We start from the raw sequence: 16,823 nt of genomic DNA on the forward strand, positions 1-16,823 counted from the left end.
TCAGTCGTCGCCCGGGGCGGGCGCGGTGACCGAGAACCGGTTGCCGTCGAAGTACAGGGTCAGTGGGATGCCGTCGGCCGGGCCGAACCGGTCGGTAAGGCCGTCGGGGCCGAGCACCTGGACCGGCCGGCCGGTGTTCCGTGCGACCAGGGCCGCCAGGGTGGACGTGTAGACGAGGGTGTCGTCGGGGCGGGCCAGCACCAGGGCGAGGCGCGCGGGGTCGTCCAGTCCGGCGTCCGCCACGGTCACCGTGCCGTTCTGCATGATCGACTGGACCCGCAACTCCTCGGTGAGGGCGCCGATTTCCGCCAGCGCGTCGGTCGGCACCGAGGTGTCCGGGGCCGGGAGTGCCGCGTCGTCGGGTGCTCCGTGAGCCGCCACGTCGGCCTGGGCCCAGGTGAGGAGGGCGGCGTGCGGGTCGCGGGTGCGGGGCCAGGTGGGGGCGGTACCGGAAGCGGTGGGGCCGGGGGCGGGGGCTGTGAGCAACTGAGCCAGTGAACGGGCGAACGTCTCCGGACCCTGCGCCCGGGATACGGCGGCGCGATGCCGGCCCTCACCGCGTTCATCCCCGGGTTCCTCCCCGGCCTCGGTCCCGGCTCCGCCCGGCCGGAACTCCCGTTCCTGGGGCGCTGCTTCAGGCTCCGCCTCGGGCTCGAACTCCGGCTCGTTCTCCGGTTCGTTCCCCGGTTCCACAGTCACTTCGGGCATCGGGCCGACGCCGATGCGGGCCGGCGCCGGGCGGGGGGTGCGGCGGGGCCAGGTGGCCGGGGTGGCGGCCAGGGAACCGGTCGTCAGGAGTGCCGTGCCGTCGCCCGCCGCCGCTCGCTGTGCCTCCAGGGTGGCCACGACATCGCCGAGGTCCCGTTCCGCGTGGCGCTGCCGGGCCGCCTGCCTGGCCTGCTCGGCAAGGGCGTCGGTGATCTCCAGGCCGAGGGCGTCCAACTCCTCCTGGGCCGCGTCCCGCGCGGCGACCGTCTGATCGTGGTGTGCGGTCGCCGCGGCGAGCGCCTGCCGGGCCGTGCGGTCCGTCGCGGTCGCCGTCGCGGCGAGGTTCCGGGCCCGGGTCAGGGCGTCGGCGGCGGCGCGGGCGGCGTCCCGGGCCAGGCCGAGCCGGCCCCTGGTGTCGTCGGCGGCGTGTCGGGCGGTCTCCACGGCGCGGTCGGCCGCCTCGGCCTCCGTCCGTGCGCGGTCCAGTGCGCGCGCTGCCCGGTTCCGGCGCGACTCGCTCCGGGCGAGGGAACCGGGGCCGTCCGAGCCGGAGTTGCCCTCGTCGTGGGCCGAACTCCCGCCCTGAGCCGTCGAGTCGGCAACCCGTCGGTCAGCCCGTTCCGCCGCCTCTCGTACGGCCTCCCGCGCCGCCTCCAGTTCTCCCTCCGCCGTCCTGACCGCCTCGTGGAACTCCCCCGCCGCCCGGGTCACGGCAGCCACCCGCTCGGTCCGGTCCTGGAGATCGGCGGTCAACTCCCTTACACGGGTGCGCCGTTCGTGATCGACTTCGGCAGCGTCAGTCACGGCCCGCTCGGCGAGGACGAGTCCGTCGGCCGCGGTGTCCGCGGCGGCGCGGGCGTCGGTCACGTCCCGTTCCGCCCGGGACACCGGCGGCAGCGCCTCCGCCAGCGCGCGTCGGGCCTCCGGCATCCCCTCCTGGAGCTGCGCCTCCCGCGCCCGCGCGTCGTCCTCCGCCTGCCCGGCCGCCTCCAACGTCCGTATCTGATCGTGTACGGCCCTCCAGCCGGCGTCGTGCGCGGCGTCGTCCTGAGCCCCGCCGTCCCGGCGCCGGTCACCCCGGCCCGAGCCGTCCGGCCCGCCCCGGCCGTCCCGCTCCTCCTCGCCGCGCTCCTCCACCCCGGGCGTCCCCTCCGGATCCCCGTTCCTGTCGAACCGCCGGAAGCGCACCCCCTCCCCGTCCCGCAGTGCGAGCTCGACAGGGCGCTGTAGGAGCGCGGCCGTACCCGAAGCGGCGTACAGGGCGCGGGCCGTCTGTGACGGGTCGCCGTCCGTGGCCAGCCAGAGCTGGAGCATGGGGGCGGTGTCGGGCGCCTGGGCCTGGGCCGTCTCGATGCCGCGGGCCAGCAGGGTCGGGAGGTCGCGGAGCGGCACCGTGCGCCAGTCGCGCAGGACGCCGGCCGCGCGGCCTTCCTGAGCCTGGGCGTCGGCCGCCGCGCGGGTCAGGGAAGCGCCGTCGTACACGCCCGGGTCGGTGCGCGGAGCGGTGACGCCGTGGCCCAGGAGGTCGCGCTCCAGGGGACGCAGCCGGACCGTGCCGGTCACATACCTTGTGCCGTTCGGGCCGTGGACGGTGAGCAGGGCGTCGGCGAGGGTCTCGTGGCTGCGGGTGCCGCGCGCACCCTCCGGGGTGGTGGTGTTGCCGTGCTTGAACCACTCGCGGCGGGTGCCGGAGACGGTGGCGCCCGTGCCCGGGTCCTGCGCCTGGCGGGCCAGTACCGGCACGGTGAAGCCGAGGAGTTGGCGGTTGGAGTCGTCGGCGCTGAAGCCGCCCTGCGCCGAGAGGCCGCCGGTGAGGCCCGCGTGCGAGGAGGAGCCCGCGCTGACCGTGATGAGCCGCACCCGGTCCACCGTCACGTCCCCGGTGTCGGTCACCGGGCGCGGCCGGTACAGCTCCAGGGTGAGCCGGGGCGGGGTGCCGGGAGCACTCTGGAACGGGTAGGCGCCCGGCATCGTGGTGGTGAGGCCGCCCGGGCCGCGCGGGTGGTCCAGCGAGATCGTGCCGGCCTGGAGGAGTTCGCCGATCCGTGCGGCGGTGGTGTCCGCGGAGTCGGAGGCGGCGAGCGAGCGCCAGGAGCGGGTCAGGGCCGGTGCCGCCTCGCCGAGTGCGGCGGCGAGTTCGGTGCCCGCGTCGAAGCCGAAGACCGGTGCGGGGCCGCCCGGTGTGAAGCGGTGTCCGGGTGCCGTGGGCCGGCGGTCGGACCGGCCCGGCGTCGACTGCCGCTCGGCCGGGGCGGGTTCGTCGGTCTCGCTGCCGGTGAAGCGCAGCGCGGCGGTGGCGTGCACGGTCGCGGTGCGCGTCGGGCGGCCGAGGAAGAGATGGGCGACGCGGTCGGCGAGCGGGGTGTTCGCGTCGGTCAGGCTGAGCACGCCGTGCTGGAGCACGCTGCCCGGCAGGTCCACCAGCCAGTCGGCGGTCACGCTGGACCGTACGGTGGCGGTGATCCGGTACGGGACGCCGTCGAAGTCGGCGACGTTGTCGGTGCGCAGCCAGTGCCGGTCCTCGGCGGCGCGGGTGACCCGGGCCGAGTTGCCGCGCACCGTGTCGGCGCTGAGCAGGGCGCCCGCGCGGTCGGTGCGGGGGCCGCCGGTGGGCCGCGGGAGCCGGGTCTGGAACTGGACGAACCCGGAGTGCCGGGTGCTGTCGGCGGTCTGGTCGGTCACCGAGGACGGGGTGTGGCCGTGGTACTGCTCGATGCCGGAGCCCGTTGCCGCCGGGTGGCCGCGCAGCAGTCGTAGCGCGTGGTCGTCGGCATCCGGCCGGGCCGTGAGCGTGACCTCGACGAGGCGGGCGCCGCCGTAGCCGACGTGCCGGAAGCGGAAGCGCTGGACGCGGGTGGGGCCGCGGCCGGGCAGGGTGCGCAGGCCCGCCGTGGAGGTGAGGTCGGCAATGCGGGTGGCCACGCCCGGGAGGTACGACGCGTGGCCGGGCCGGGTCGTGCCGTATGCCTCTTCCTCGATCAGTGTGAGGAGTTCCTGGCGCAGGGCGTCGCGGCGCGGCACCGTCCGTGTGGCGTCGGTGAACTGGTCCATCCCGTTGACGCTGCCGAGGCCCACTTCGCCGGAGGCGGTGAACCGGCGCGGCAGCGGCACGGAGCCCACGGTCGCCTCGGGCACCGTGAGACCGGCCACCGGCGTGAACCAGGCGGCGTGGCGCCGGAGTTGTGCCGGGGTGGCCAGGAACCGCACGGCGTCCGGCAGTTCGACCGCCACCGTCACGGTACGGCCCTCGCCCTGCCCGAACGCGTTGCCGACGACGTTGCGGCGGCCCCGGCGGAACGTCACCAGCAGGAGTGCGTCGGCCGTGATGCGGTGCTGGGCGCCGGCCTCGGTGGCCGTACGGTTCACGACCGTCGAGGAGGCCAGCGCCCGTGCCCGGTCGCCTCGGGTGGTACGGGTGTACCGGGCCGAAGGGTTGAGGCTCGGATGCCGGGGCGCGGTACTCGTCGTCGGGGCGCCCTGTTGCTGCTCGGGTTCGTCGGCGCGGGTGTGCAGCGTGCCGCCGTCGTCCATGCCGCCGATGTCGCCGTCGTTGCCCGCGGCCTGGTCGGAGCCCGGCGTCTGCACCGACGAACCGTTGCGGACGGCGGTGAAGCCGGCCGCCCACTGGGCGCCGTGGGACACCCCGCGCTGCTGCCCGGCCCCGTCAGCTGCGGCCAGCCCGGACTCGAAGTACTGCGTGAGCTCGCCCGACGCCCGCGGCCGGCGCAGGGCGCCCTGGATCTCCACCGACAGCACCTCGTCCGCGGCGAGCCCCGGCAGGGTGAGTCCCTCGACCACGTAGGCGCCCTTGAACACCTGGTGGCCGCGGGCGAGCAGGGCCGCGGGGCTGCGGGCGGCGGTCAGCATCTCCGCCGCCACCGTGGTCGGGTCGGTGGCGGCTGCGCCGGCCAGCGACTCGCCCACGGCCCGGCCGACGCGTGCCACCGGCGCGGGCGTGCGGTCCGCCACCGCGTCCCAGGCCCCGTCCAGCAGGCCGCGCGCCGGGTGCCCCGCATACGTGTTGCCGAGCACCGCGCGGAACGCCTCGTCCAGCGCGGCCGACGCCTGGAACACCTCCACCATCGCGTCGTCCGGCAGCGGTATCGAGTCGGGCCGCGGGGTGCCATGCTCGTCGGTCAGTTCGAGCAGGGCGCGGTCGGCGTCGGCCGCGGCCCGCACGGTGTGCGCGGCGGGCGCCGCCGGGGCGGGCTCGTCGGCGGGCAGCGTACGGAGCGTCGGCACCGAAAGCCGCAGCGTCCCCGGCACCCGGTCCGGCGGCGGAGGGTGCGGACCGGCCGGAGGCGCGCCGTGCGGCTCGTACGGCTGCACCACCGTCTCCTGGGCGAACCGCACCCGCGGCTCCTCCCCCGGCCCCTCGTACAGGTCGAGCGCCAGCTCGGCCGGGACCTCGAACACCTCACTGCGCTGTCCCGCGCCGCTGCCGATGAACTGCTGGTCGTGTCCGAGGGACAACTGCGTGCTGTTGTCGTGCTGCACCCGGTGGGAGCGCACATGGTCGCCGGTCCCACCGAGGGTCCACGCGCCGCCGCGCACCGGCAGCCCGAAGGAACCGCCGGCGCCGTACGACGCCCCGTACTGCGAGCCGTTCGAGTCGCCGGCGACCGTCGCCAGCGAGGCCAGGCCGATGCCCTGCACATCGGGCAGCACCGTGGTGTGCGTGCTCTCGCCCTCGCCGCGCACCGCGCTGAGCACAAGCCTCACTCGACGGGTGCCGCCCACGGTCGGGATCTCCAGGAACAGCGAGTGGCCGCCGTCCACCATGGCGTCCGTCGCCGCCCGCAGTCCGATCTGCGACCGGGTCTGCTCGAACCGGCGCAGATTGTTCAACTGGGCCTGCACCAGCGCCTCGTCGGGCAGCATCCGGTTGCGGGCGTTGGTGTCGCCGGGCAGGAAGCCCTCGCGGCGCAGCCAGTTCTCGGCGTGCACGAAGAGGGGTTCGGTGCCCGCCACGGCCAGCGGTGCCGCGTTGGTGCCGATCGACCGCAGATGCTCCAACTCGGCTGGGAGGCGCCGTAGTTCGTCGTCGGCCGGGGCATGGCCCCGGGCGTCCTCGGCGGTCAGCAGCCGCAGATGCATCCCGCGCGGCCAGTCGCCGGGCTCGAAGCGCTCCTGCCCGCCGCCCGGCCGATGCAGCACCAGCGTGTGCCGTACCGTCGCCGGCGCCAGCAGATGGCTGCGGTTGGTGCGCACCGCGTGCATCAGTGCCGTGCCGGCGCTCTGGGTCAGCGCGTCGTTCGTCCCCGCCTGGACGGCGACCCGCCCCAGCACACCGCCGCCGACCCGCCGCGAAGCGTCCGGGTGCCCCTCGCTGTGGTCACCGGTGAGCGCCGGGCCGACGCTCCCGGACAGGGACACACCGCTGCTGAACCTCGACTGGGCCTCGATCTTCACCACCTGCGTCAGGTGGCTCTCCAGATTGATCTTCCCGGGGACGCTCTGCCGCAGCGGCTCCCCCACCTCCACGTCGGTCAGCAGCTGGAACATGCCGAGGGCGCGCCCCGACTCGTCGAGCAGCACCGGCGAGAAGACCCCGCCGTCCCGCTGCATCGGCAGGGTGCCCCGCAGCAACGGCTCCGACAGGAACGTCTCCAGGTCCGCGAGGGAGTCCTCGTGCAGCGTCCGCAGTCGCGCGTCGAAGCGGGTCAGCGTCTCCGCGAGCAGCCGCCCCGGCTCCGCCACCGTGTCCACGCCCCACACCGGAAGGTCGCCCAGATCCGCCGCCACGGGCAACTCCCCTTCCTCGTCCCGCGCCAGATGCTGCGGGAACCAGAAGGTCACCGGCCCGTGCGACTGCGGCACCCCCCAGGTCACGGGCGCGGCCAGCGCCGGAGTGTCCAGCCGTACGTCCCACAGGGCGGTGAAGTCGTACGGCTCGGAGGGCTCGTTGCTGCGCTGGGCCGTCGTCGACTGCACCACCGTGGTCACCGACGCGGAGGACGAGAGCTGGTTCAAGGTCAGCGCGAGGGTCAGCGCCACGTCGACCCCGCGCACCGGGATCGCCCGGGTGACCGGGAACAACGCGGTCCAGGGCAGCAGCAGGGTACGAATGTTGCCGGACGCCTCCGTCGACACCGACTCCTGGCTGCCGATGCCGCGCCGCTCGACCCTTACGTCCCGCTCGGCGCCCTCGGCCTGCCCGTACCGGGCCGAGGCGACCGGGTTCGCGAGCCGCATCCGCAGGTCCACGTCGCGGTCCCGGCCATCCACGCGCAGCGTGATCCGGAACCCCAGACTGCCGCGCAGATACGGCAGGTTGATCACCAGCGTCTCGGCGCTCGCCACGGTCCGCAGCTGCTCCCGCACCGGATGCGTGTCCGCCGCGCGCGCAAGGCCGAGCTCCGTCATCACCTGCTGGTGCAGCCCGTCCACGACGGCCGCCGACAGCGGTTCGAGGTGCACCAGGCCTACGTTCCCGTCCAGTTGGGAGCCGTAGGCGAGGACGAACGTCGAGGAGGGCGGTGCGACGGGGGCGTTGGAGGTGGGCCAGGTGGGGGTGGTGTCTGCGGGGATGGGGGTGGTGTCGGGGTCCTGGGCGGGGCCGTTTGCCAACTGGCCTGCGTGGTCGTGGAGTTGGGGGCCCGCGGCGGTGACGTTCTCGATGGTGCGGAGGTAACGGCGCGGGATGTGGACGGGAGTGTGGGTGTCGGCCATGACGCCGGTGGTGCGGACGGCGGTGCTGTTGGGGTGGTTGCGCAGCAGGAAGTCGTTGTCGCGCTGCTCGTCCGGGAGGCCGAGATAGTGCAGGACCTCGTGAAGGAGGTCGGCGTCCGAGTGGCCCAGGTCCAGGTGGAGTTGGTCCGCTCGGGCGGGGGCGCTGGTGTCGGTGAGCGTGATCGCCTCGGGGTGATCAGGTTCGCCGATCAGGTTGAGGCCGATGTGGAGCTGGTCGCCCGAACCGGGCAGCTCCAGACCGGAGTTGAGATGCGTGTCCAGAAGCCCGGCGATGCGGTCCTTGAACTGCCGGGCGAGAGCAGGGTCGTTGGTGGAGACCGGCAGGTTGAGCGTGTAGTCGCGGACCCACTGACCGCTGGGTGCCTGGATACGACGGATGCTCGTACGGACAAGAGTCGTCGCACCGCTGAGCACACCCGGACGCGACGGACCGGACTGATCGGCATGCGGATCGAACCGCTCCGTGCTGTGCACGGCGGGACGGGCATACGCACGCAGGCCGTACCAGGAGTCCTTCGGCGCCGGATCGGCGACACGCGACGCGGGACGCTCCTCGTCGGCGTCACGAAGGGGCGCGGGACGGTAACGACCCTCCCGCAGCAGGCTGTTGACATCCCCCGGACCCCGGGGCGCGCTCGACGGAGTGATGGCCGGTGTGCGCGCGCCGCTGGCGCTGTAGTGATTGAGGCCCGTGTAATGGACTTCCAGCGCGGGCGTGTTGGTGGTCGTCGGGCCGTAGCGCAGCACGATGCCCCGGGGGCCGCCGGTCGCGGTGGTGCCGGCGAGGGTGGCGGCCATCGGCTGGAAGACGTGGATGGGGGCGCCGAGGGTGTCGGCGAGCAGCGGCAGGAAAGTGTCGCCTACCGGGTGCGCCCAGGCGGCCGACCAGTTGCGCACCGCGCGGTCGAGCACGGCTTCCTCGTCGGCGGTGAGGGGGGCGGTGCTCCGGTGGTACCCGGCGATCAGCAGCGACCGGCGCTCGTCCGGGGTCATGGTGGCGGGCGTCGGCAGCGCGTCCACCGCGCGGAGGTAGGCGAACATCCGACGGTTGCTCGGCGCGGCGCCGGTCGGCGGGGTCGGGGCGCCCGGCGCCGAGACGGCCTGCAGATAGCGGGTCTGAAGATCGACCGGATCCAGGTCCTCGGCCTGGGTCACGCCCTGAATGCCGTACTGGACCAGCTCGTTGTCGATCCGGGCGGCGGACATGCCCTGCACCGCTGTCGTGAAGTTGCCGACAAGGGCGCTCCGGAGCTGGCCGAGCACCTGGGGCGGGAGCGGCCTGCTGCCGTCACGGGCCGCCGCCAGCCGGGTCAGCACCAGGTTCTGCAACTCCCGCTGGGCGGCCCGCAGATGGCCTGATCCCCGGTTCGTCGTCTGCGGGTGGGCCGTCACCGCGGCGAGGGTCTGCCGTACGTCGTCGGGCCGGGCGAGCCAGGCGGCGGTGCCCGGGGCGAAGGCCGGATTCGCCTGCCGCAGGTGGGTGCGGACCAGGTGCGGTGCGCTGCCGATGACGGCGTAGAGGAGGCAGTTGCCGTCGCCGGGGGTCGGGACGGCGTTGCCGGTCGGGGCGACGTACGGGGACGGCGCAGCGGCCGGAGTTGTGGTGGTCGTGTTCTTGCCGGGGGTCGGCTTCTTGTTCTTGTCGGTCTTGCTCGCCTTGTCGGTCTTGTTCTTTTTCGCGCTGCTCGTACCGGACTTGACCGGTCCACTCTTCTTCGGCTGCTGTTTCGCCGGGGTCGGTGTGGGCGTGGCTGTAGATGCGGCCGTGGTGGTGGCGGGCGCCGGGGTGTGGGTCTGGCCGGCGGCGGGGAGGGGGGCGGGCCGGCCGTCGGGGGTGGGCCAGCGGGGCGGGGTGGTGGCGAAGGTGGTGCGCGGTGACTGTTCGGGGGCCGGAGCACTGTCCTGAACGGCGGTGGACAGGCCCGGCAGTCCGGCGGTGGCCGAGGTCTGGTCGGCGGCGGCCTGCAGCTGCGCGGTGACGGCGGCGACGACCTGCCCGTTGCGCCGGGCGACCTCGTTCTCGGCCTCGGTCACCTCGTCCTGGGCGTCGGCCTCCGCCTGCCTGGCGTCCCGCAGGTCGCCGGCCCGGCGGACCACGTCCGCGGCGTCCTGCTCCGCCTCCTCCACGGCCTCCTCGTGGTTCTCCTCCGCCTCGGCGATGCGATCCGGGCCGACCTCGACGATGTGCTGCGCCCTCGTCAACGCCGTTCGCTCGGTGGCGAGTTGGGCCGCGGCCTGGCGGGCCGCGCGGTCGGCGGCGGTGATCGCCGGGACCGCGGCCCGCACCCGGGGGTCGTCGGCGACGTCGGGTGCGGGATCGTGGGAGCGCGCGGCGCCGGGCGCGACGGGGGCCGGAGCAGCCGGTACCGGGGCGGGGGTCGGCTGCCCGTTCTTCGCGGCCTGTTCGGCGGCGGCCCGCGCGGCGGCGATCCGCTCGGTGCGTACGGCGTTCTCGGTCCCCGTCAGCCGGGCCAGGGCCGTCTGGAGGTCGTGCCGGGCCTTCGCCTCGTCCCGCACATGCTGCTGGATCACGGACGGCAGGGTGGCGACGGTCCGCTGGGCTTCCGCGTGGTCCCGCTTCAGCCGCGCCACCAGCGCCTCGGCGTCACGCGCGGCCTGGTCGGACGCGGCGGCCTTCCGCGTCGCCCGCCGGTGGACGTCGATCGCGTCCGTGACCGCGCGCTGCGCCTCCTGATGGTCCACTACGGCGGTGGTGTGTGCGCGGTTGGCCAGTTGAAGGGCGACGGTGAGGCGGTTCAGGAGCTGCGGGGTGTCGTTGAGGGTGTCGGTGGCGGTGTGCAGGAGTTCGGCCTGGGCGTGGAACGCGGTCCACGCGGTGGTGAGGTCCGGGTCGGCGGTGACCAGGGCACCGTCGGGGGTGAACTCCCAGCGGCGGATGCCTTGTTGGTCCCGGGTCATCAGTTCCAGCGGGCGGTTGCCGAGCACCGCGGTGCGGGAGGCCGCGTAGAGCGCCTGGCCGAGACGGGTGCCCTGCGGGTCGGCGCCGAGGGCCGCCCAGAACTGGACGCCATGACTGCCGGCGGGAATCGCGGCGTGCAGGCGTTCGGGCAGGGTGTGCGGCTGGGCAGTGGTCCAGTCGGGGACGAGCGCGGGCAGGTCGTGGACGTTCGGCGGGGATTCGGCCGGGGCGAGGAGACCGTGACCGAGGAGGTCGCGTTCCTCCACGCGGAGGGTGACGGTGCCGGTGACGTGGCGGGTGCCCTCCGGTCCCTCGACGAGCAGGTGGGCGTCTACGTCGACGACGTAACTGCGCGTGCCACGTGCCCCGTTGGCGGGTGCGGAGGTGCTGCCCGACTTCAGCCAGTCGCGGCGCGATCCGGTGGTGGTGCCGCCGAAGGTGGAGGGCTGGGTCTGCCGCTGCGCGAGCGGCACGCCGATCCCGGCGATCTCGTGGTTGTCGTCGTCGCCGCTGAGGAGATGTGTGTACGAGGTGGCGAGGGAGTGGTCGGCGCCGCCGGCGGTGCTGACCGTGTCGGTGGTGTTGTGGAGCTGGTCGAGGGTGACGTCGTCGGCGTGGGTGGAGCGGCGCGGGTTGTAGAGGGTCACCGCGATCGCCGGGGGCTGCTCGGGTGCTCCTTCGAAGGGGGTGGTGCCGGGCATCCTGCGGGTGAGGTCGGCGGCGAGCCGGGGGCGGTCGAGGGCGACCCGCCCGGCCTGGATCAACTGGCCGAGCCTGACGGCCTGTCCCTCGACCGAGACCGAGGTGATCTGCGCGTGCCAGCCGCGTCCGCCGCGCGGTGCCACGTCGTTGAGGGCCGTCTCCAGATGCGCCCAGCCGTCGAAGTGGAAGGCCGGGGTGGGGCCCACCGGGTGGAACATCTGCGCGGGGACGAGATACGGGCCGGCGGCGGGGCCGGCCGGCCGCACTGTGTCGCGCGGGTCGGCTCCGGAGACGGTGGACGGGGGGTTCGCCCGGGCCGGGCCACCGGGCGGGGTGGTCTCGGTGCCGGTGAACCGCAGCGCGAGCCGGGCCGGGACGGTGCTGGTGCGCGGGTTGCCCCGGGCCAGCAGTTGCTGCGTCCACCGGCGTACGTCGCCGTCCGCGTCGGACCAGGCGATGACACCGTTCTGGATGAGGCCGCCGATGACATTGGGCGGCCAGTCGGTGACCAACGCGGAGCGGACGGACAGCTCGTAGTCGTACTCCAGACCGTCGAAGTCCGCGCCGTTGTCGGTGCGCAGCCAGAAGCGGTTGTCGGCGGTGGCCGCCCGCCGGCTGGAGACGCTGGTGGCCGACTGCGGGGTGAACACGGGCGCGGCGCGGTCCGTCTTGCTGGGGTCGGGGCCCTGGTTCGGGCGGAGGTAGCGGGTGGTCAGGGTGACCGGGAGCTGCGTCTGCCGGACCGAGGCACGCGTGGTGGTGCGGCCGGCGGCGGTGTGCGACTGCCACTGTTCGAGGCCCGAGCCGGGGGTGGAGGAACCGCGGACGGCGGCCAGGTTCTGGGTCCGCCGGGGCACCGCCGTGACCGTGACCTCGACCAGCCGCTCGCCGCCGAAGCCGTGGTGGCGGAAGTGGAAGCGGGTGGTGGCCCGGCGCGGGGTGCCGTCCGGGCCGCGGCCGGGCAGCGAGCGCAGTCCGGCGGACGAGGTGAGCTGCGCGACGCGACCGTGCACACCCTGCTGGTAACCGGAGTGCCCCGGCGTGACCGCTCCGGGCGCCTCGGCCTCCACCAGCGCCAGCAACTCACGCCTGATCTGCCCGCGCCGCTCCCTCGGGTTGACCGGCCCCAGCGGGATCTGGCCGGCGGTGGGCCCGGTCGTGGGGACGGGGGCGGCGACGGGACGGTCGTACTCGATGACCGAGAGAACTCCACCGAGACCCAGTTCGCGGTTGCGGCTGTACGGCGCCGGGAGGGGCGCCGTCAGGGCCGGGGCGGGCGCGGGGGTGAGTCCCTGCACCGAGCCCATCCACCGTGCGTCGCGGGCCAGTTGACCCTGCGTCATGAGGAACTGGAGGCCGTCCGGGACGTCCACCGCGAAGGTGACGGGGGCGATCGTGCCGAACTCGCCGACGCCGTTGAGGAGCGTGCGGGAGCCGGCCCGGACCGTGACCACATAGGTGACGTCGGCGACCACCCGGTGCAGGTCGCCGCTCTCGGTGGGGGTGCGGTTGACGCCCGTACTGGCGGCGAGCGTGTCGGCGGTGTCGGTGCGGGAGACGTGGCCCAGGCGTACCGACGGGTTGAAGAGGCCCTTGTACGACTTGCCGCCGGTCTGGCTGGTGGAGACCGAACCGTCCGACTCCGGACCGGTGTTGCCCTGCCCGGCCGCGTTCACCGGACCCGCCGGCCGCTTCGGCGGGTTCTGCGTGAGCACCCCGCTGCCGCCGAACTGGTGCGACTTTCCGAGGGACTTGAGCTGCTGGGCGCTGTCGGTGGCGGAGACACCCGTCTCCAGATACTGCCGGGTGGTGTCCAGCAGCCGGGGCCGGTGCGCGACGGCCTGGATCTCCAGCGAGTACTGCCCGTCCGCGACCGTCCCTGGCAGGCTGAGGCCCTCAACCACGTAGGAGTTCTTGAACAGTTCGTGCCCGTGGGCGACCAGACTGCCCGGTGTGATCGCGGCGTGCCGGGTCTCGGCGGCACGTGTCGTGCTGTCCGTCAGCCCGCGCCCGGCGAGCGGGGAGACGCCGTCGCGCGCGGGCGGGGCGGGAGCCGGGGCCGTACCGGTCGTCGACGGGGCGGCGACCGGGAGGATCGGGCCGGTGCCGGTGCCGGTGCCGGTGGTGGCGGGGGGCGTCGGCTGTGCCTGGCGGCGGATGTCGGCGGCGGCCCGCTGGAAGACCGACTCGATGGCGGCGGCACCGCGCACGGTGTCGATCAGCGCGTCGTCCGGTATGCGCACCAGCTCCGGGCGCGGGACGCCGTTGGCGTCGGTGCCGTCGAGCCGTGCCCTGTCCACCGGGTTGGTCGGACGCGGCGGACCGTCGGCACGTGCGGGGCGCGTCGCGGCGGTCGTGGCAGGGCCCGTTGCGGGGACCGCCGAGGGCGCGTGGGTACGGCCGTCCGGCACCGCGAGGCGCAGCGAACCGGCGACCGTCGGCGCGTGGACGACCGGAGGGGCGGGGACGGCGGGAGCCGTACCGGTGACGGGAGGCGCGCCGGTGACAGCGGGCGCCGGGGCGGCCGGGGTGACGACCGGGGCCGGGGCCGCCTGCCGGTTCACGTGCTGCCCGAAGCGCTCGCCGGGTTGGTCGCCGCCGTCCGCGTACAGGTCCAGCGCCAGCTGCACCGGCACCGCGAACTCGTGGCTGTCCTGGTTGGTGGCGATGAAGAACTGGTCGTGCCCGGTGGCGCCGCCCACGGTGTCGCCGTGGGTGATCTGTCGGCCGTACTGGTAGTCGGCGCCGAACCCGATGGACCCCCAGGGGCCGGTCGGTCCGCTGACGCTGCCCATCGGTCCGAGCGCCCCGCCGTACGACTCGCCCCGCTGCTCGGCGTCGCTGCCCGCCATCTGTGCCAGACCCATGACCTGGATGCCCGGCAGGACCAGGTTGTGGGTGCTGGCCTGCGCGGTGTCACGGGTGGCGGTGAGGAGCAGCCGGACGCGCCGGACGCCGGTGTCGGTGCTGTTGGGCACCTCGAAGTGCAGGGCGTGGCCGCCGTCGACCATGGCGTCGGTGGCGGCGCGCAGCCCGGTGCGGGAGCGGGCCTCGCGCAGCCTGCGCAGGTTGTTGAGCTGTGCGTGCAGCCGGATCTGGTGCTCGGGCTCGTGGTCGCGTACCGCCTGCTTCAACCGCCCGACGATCCGCGTGGGGCGCGGGGCCGTGGAGGCGGGCGGCAGGAAGCCCTCGCGGCGCAGCCAGGTCTCGGCCTCGTCGAACAGGCCGTCGGTGCCGGTGACGTCGAGCGGGGCGGCGCTCAGCCCGATGCCGTCCAACCGCTCCAGCGAGTCCGGGAGTTCACGCGTCTCGGCGGGAGTCGGCGCATGTCCCGTGGCATCCGTCCTGCTCAGGACCCGCAGATCCATGCCGTGCGCCTGGGTGAGCGCCGGGGCCGGCGCCTCGGTGCCGTCCGGGCGGATCAGGGTGACGTGGTAGGTGACGGCGGAGGGGGTGAGCAGATGGCCCCGGTTGGTGCGGATGGCGTGCATCGTGCCGGCCGAACTGCTCGCGCTGTAGGTGTTGGTGACCGTCGCCTGGGTCTGTCCGCGCAGGCCCAGGCTGCCGCCGATGGTGCTCGACGCGTCCGGATGGCCCTGACTGTGGTCACCGGTGAGAGCTGCGGCACCGCTGCCGCTTACCCCGATACCGCTGGTGTACCGCGACGACAGGTCGACCTTCGCGGTGTTGACCAGATGGCTCTCCAGGTTGATCTGGCCCGGAGTGCTCTGCCGCAGCGGGGTGCCGACGGTCGGCACAGTGACCAGGTGCAGCATGCCGACCGCGTTGCCGTCGGCGTCCGTGATCACCGGCGAGTAGATCCCGCCGTCCACCTGCATGGGCAGCGTCCCGCGCAGCACCTGTTCCGAGAGGAAGTCCGAGACCTGCCCGGCCGCCGTGTCGTCGAGATCGGCGTGGAAGGTCTGGTGGACGTGTTCGTACAGGGCCCTCGGGTCGATCACCGAGTCGACGCCGTAGAGCGGGAGATCGGCCGTCGCGGCCGGTGCGGGCAGCGAACCGGGCGCCGGGTCGGCGGTGGTGAGGTGACGGGGGAACCAGATCGTGGTCGGACCGTGCGACACCGGCGCGCTCCACCCGTCCGGGGCCGGGGCCGTGGTCGCCGCGGTGACCACGGGTCCGTCGACACGTACCCGCCAGTGGGTGGTGAACTCCACTGGATCGGAGGGCTCGTTGGACCGCTGGGCGGAGGTCGTCTGGACGGCCTGCGTGACGGTGGTCGCGTCGCTGGCCTGGTTGTGGGTGATGGCCGCTGTCAGCGATCCGTCGATCGCCCGCACCGCGGTCGGCGCAGTGATCGGCCAGGATCCGGTCCACGGCACCTGGAAGGTCCGATACGTCCCCGACGGCTGACTGGAGAAGTTCTCCCGCGTCCCGAACCCGCGCCGCTCGACATGCTTGTCCGGGTCCCGCGTGTCGAAGCGCCCCTGCCGCAACGAGGTCCGGGCCTCGGAAAGCGTCAGCTGCACGTCGACGGTGTGATCGTTCCCGTTGACCCGGACGGTGACGCGGAGACCGCCGTTCGAGCGCAGATACGGCAGTTGAAGCGCGAGACTCTCCCGGCTCAGCGCGCCCCGCACCTGCTCACGCACCGACTCGGGCGGGTTGTCCGCGTCCAGCCCGAGCGCCCCGTAGACCTGGCCGTGCAGCCCCTCGATCACCTCGTCGGAGAACGGCTCCGCATACACCAGCCCGACGGTGCCGTCCGGGACCGCGCCGTAGGAATTCACGTAGGTGGACGGGAGTTGGGTGCGCGGGGGCGGTGGAGCCGTCGGGGCGTTGGAGGTGGGCCAGGTGGGGGTGGTGTCTGCGGGGATGGGGGTGGTGTCGGGGTCCTGGGCGGGGCCGTTTGCCAACTGGCCTGCGTGGTCGTGGAGTTGGGGGCCCGCGGCGGTGACGTTCTCGATGGTGCGGAGGTAACGGCGCGGGATGTGGACGGGAGTGTGGGTGTCGGCCATGACGCCGGTGGTGCGGACGGCGGTGCTGTTGGGGTGGTTGCGCAGCAGGAAGTCGTTGTCGCGCTGCTCGTCCGGGAGGCCGAGATAGTGCAGGACCTCGTGAAGGAGGTCGGCGTCCGAGTGGCCCAGGTCCAGGTGGAGTTGGTCCGCTCGGGCGGGGGCGCTGGTGTCGGTGAGCGTGATCGCCTCGGGGTGATCAGGGTCGCCGATCAGGTTGAGGCCGATGTGGAGCTGGTCGCCCGAACCGGGCAGCTCCAGACCGGAGTTGAGATGCGTGTCCAGAAGCCCGGCGATGCGGTCCTTGAACTGCCGGGCGAGAGCAGGGTCGTTGGTGGAGACCGGCAGGTTGAGCGTGTAGTCGCGGACCCACTGACCGCTGGGTGCCTGGATACGACGGATGCTCGTACGGACAAGAGTCGTCGCACCGCTGAGCACACCCGGACGCGACGGACCGGACTGATCGGCATGCGGATCGAACCGCTCCGTGCTGTGCACGGCGGGACGGGCATACGCACGCAGGCCGTACCAGGAGTCCTTCGGCGCCGGATCGGCGACACGCGACGCGGGACGCTCCTCGTCGGCGTCACGAAGGGGCGCGGGACGGTAACGACCCTCCCGCAGCAGGCTGTTGACATCCCCCGGACCCCGGGGCGCGCTCGACGGAGTGATCGCTGTCGGGTCGACGACCAGGGGAGCGGCGTCGGTCGCGCTGTAGTGGATCAGGCCCGAGTAGTGGACCTCGATGACGCGGGTGGCGGTGGCCGGTCCGATGAGAGCGACGGTGTTCGTGGTGGGCGACTCGCCCTGCCGCAGTACCTCCACGG

General features: G+C 74.0%; 1 protein-coding gene (cut by a window edge). It reads right to left on the reverse strand.

What is annotated here, in order from left to right:
• Nucleotides 1-16,823 carry the 3' portion of a hypothetical protein gene (locus tag AB0I51_RS27410; protein ID WP_362979485.1) on the reverse strand. 10,819 nt of this gene lie beyond the right edge of the window, so 16,823 of the gene's 27,642 nt are visible here — the last part of the coding sequence; the start codon falls outside the window, past its right edge; the stop codon is at nt 1-3.

Source organism: Streptomyces sp. NPDC050549, assembly GCF_040655035.1.
Lineage (GTDB): Bacteria > Actinomycetota > Actinomycetes > Streptomycetales > Streptomycetaceae > Streptomyces.